Raw genomic sequence first — 2,036 nt, forward strand, 5'->3', positions numbered from 1 at the left:
GGGTCATTCTTTAAACAGTTAGACGATACTATCGCTCTTCATCAACGTAAGTTAGATTTATTGAAAGAACAGAAAAAAGGCTTTTTACAAAAGATGTTCCCTAAAAATGGTGCCAAAGTTCCTGAATTGCGATTTGCGGGGTTTGCTGACGATTGGGAAGAGCGTAAGTTATCTGACGTAGCTAATCACAGAGGCGGAACAGCTATTGAAAAGTATTTTGACAAATATGGTGTATACAAAGTTATTTCAATTGGTAGCTATGGATTAAATAGCCAATACGTTGATCAAAATATTCGCGCAATATCAAATGAAATTACAGATGGACGAGTTGTTAATTCTGGAGAGCTCACCATGGTGCTAAATGATAAAACTGCTAATGGAACAATTATTGGAAGAACTTTACTGGTAGAAAAAGATAACGAATATGTTATCAATCAACGAACTGAAATTATTTCTCCGAAAGAAAACTTTGATTCTAATTTTGCATATACCATACTTAATGGTCCTTTTAGAGAAAAAGTTAAACGAATTGTTCAGGGGGGAACGCAAATATATGTTAACTATCCTGCAGTTTCTAATCTAAATCTAGAGCTACCTAAGATTGAAGAACAACAAAAAATAGGCTCTTTCTTTAAACAGTTAGATGACACTATCGCTCTTCATCAGCGTAAGCTAGATCTTCTCAAAGAGCAGAAAAAAGGATTTCTACAAAAGATGTTCGTTTAGGGTCTATAATTAGATAATAACCCCTAAGAAATTAACCAAAAACAGCCCTTATACTTACAAGATATAATTATAGGGGCTGTTTTTTACAAATTTATAAAAAATAAAGCATTTATATAAATGTTTTATTGACAAACAAAATGTTTTATTGACAAACAAAATAGGATGTGATATCCTTTATATGAATATAAATGAAAGGACATAATTAAAATGTCAAAGAATATCCAATTAACCCTAACTGATTTGCAGTATGAAACCTTGCTAAAAAAAGCAGGAAGCTTCTCTATCCAGCAATATCTGATTAAAAAAGAATTTCCAAACCACGAATTTTCTCATTGGTTTAACGAAATAACTGGACTAATTGAAAAACTTCCACCTGACACAAACTTTTCACTAAAAACTTTATTATCTGTAAATTGGGAAACTATTCCTAAAGGAGTACGCCTATCAATAGGAAAACAATTTCTAAAAGAAGTCAATGAAGGAAGTATTCGAGCAGTAAAATATGTAAAAAAAGACTCTGCCAATACTACCATCTACAAAAAAACACTTTAAAAAACTTCGCAACAGAACCTATAATATCCTTCTAACTATATAATAACTTGAAAATTACTAATTTATCTGTACTGTAGTATATTAGAATTGAAGGAATTGTAAATAGAATAGTTATTTGATATACTTTAGAAAATACATGTTAATAATGTGAAATCAGACTTTAATTACGGTGAATAATATGAGATTAAGTCTGATGGGTCTTGTTATTATTCTAATATCATTATAGAAATATAAATCGGTAAATTCAGTTTAACTAGGAGGATTATATGAAGCCAATTGTTTTTATCTATCATTCAGTACTTGGAATAAGAGGGTCTGAATTAAATTTGTCAGAGGTTATAAAAAAAGAAGGTTTTGATGTTATCATTCCTGATTTGTATGAAGGAAAGAAATTTGATGATTATAAAACAGCTATGGCTTTTCTCGGAACATTTGGAGAAGATGGTTTAGAAAAGAAAGCCTATGCGATGTTCGAGGAAGAACACAAGAAGAATGGTAAGAAACCGGCTATCTTTATTGGTTTTTCAAATGGTTGTAATTTAGCAGAGTGGCTTTCGCTAAAAATTCCAGAGACAGTTGGAACCATATTGTTACATGGTGGAATGCCAGTTAAAATGTTTGGCTATGAGGGGTGGCCATCAAATCTCCCCATCCAAATCCATTATTCTAAAGAAGATCCGTGGAAACTAGAAGATGAAGAAATTTTACAAGAATTCCTGAATGAAATAGAAAATTCAGGCGCTAAGTTGGAATTCTAT

General features: G+C 31.5%; 3 protein-coding genes. All 3 read left to right on the plus strand.

Annotation, left to right across the window (positions count from 1 at the left end; genetic code table 11):
* A partial coding sequence (locus ABZS58_RS51165) for a restriction endonuclease subunit S (RefSeq protein WP_354792100.1) occupies positions 1 to 726 on the plus strand: 726 nt, incomplete at its 5' end.
* 207 nt (positions 727 to 933) lie between these two features.
* The gene (locus tag ABZS58_RS51170; protein ID WP_349221525.1) at positions 934 to 1,278 is read left to right on the plus strand and encodes a DUF1413 domain-containing protein; all 345 of its coding nucleotides are present in this window, start codon (positions 934 to 936) and stop codon (positions 1,276 to 1,278) included.
* Between the two features lie 266 nt (positions 1,279 to 1,544).
* The coding region (locus tag ABZS58_RS51175; RefSeq protein WP_354792101.1) for a dienelactone hydrolase family protein at positions 1,545 to 2,036 on the plus strand (492 nt) is incomplete at its 3' end.

It is taken from the genome of Dactylosporangium sp. NPDC005555, assembly GCF_040605635.1.
Classification (GTDB): Bacteria; Actinomycetota; Actinomycetes; order Mycobacteriales; family Micromonosporaceae; genus Dactylosporangium.

Excerpts from the sequence above, each read along its gene's own strand:
- ABZS58_RS51170 (WP_349221525.1), top strand. The coding sequence starts at position 934 with ATGTCAAAGAATATCCAATTAACCCTAACTGATTTGCAGTATGAAACC.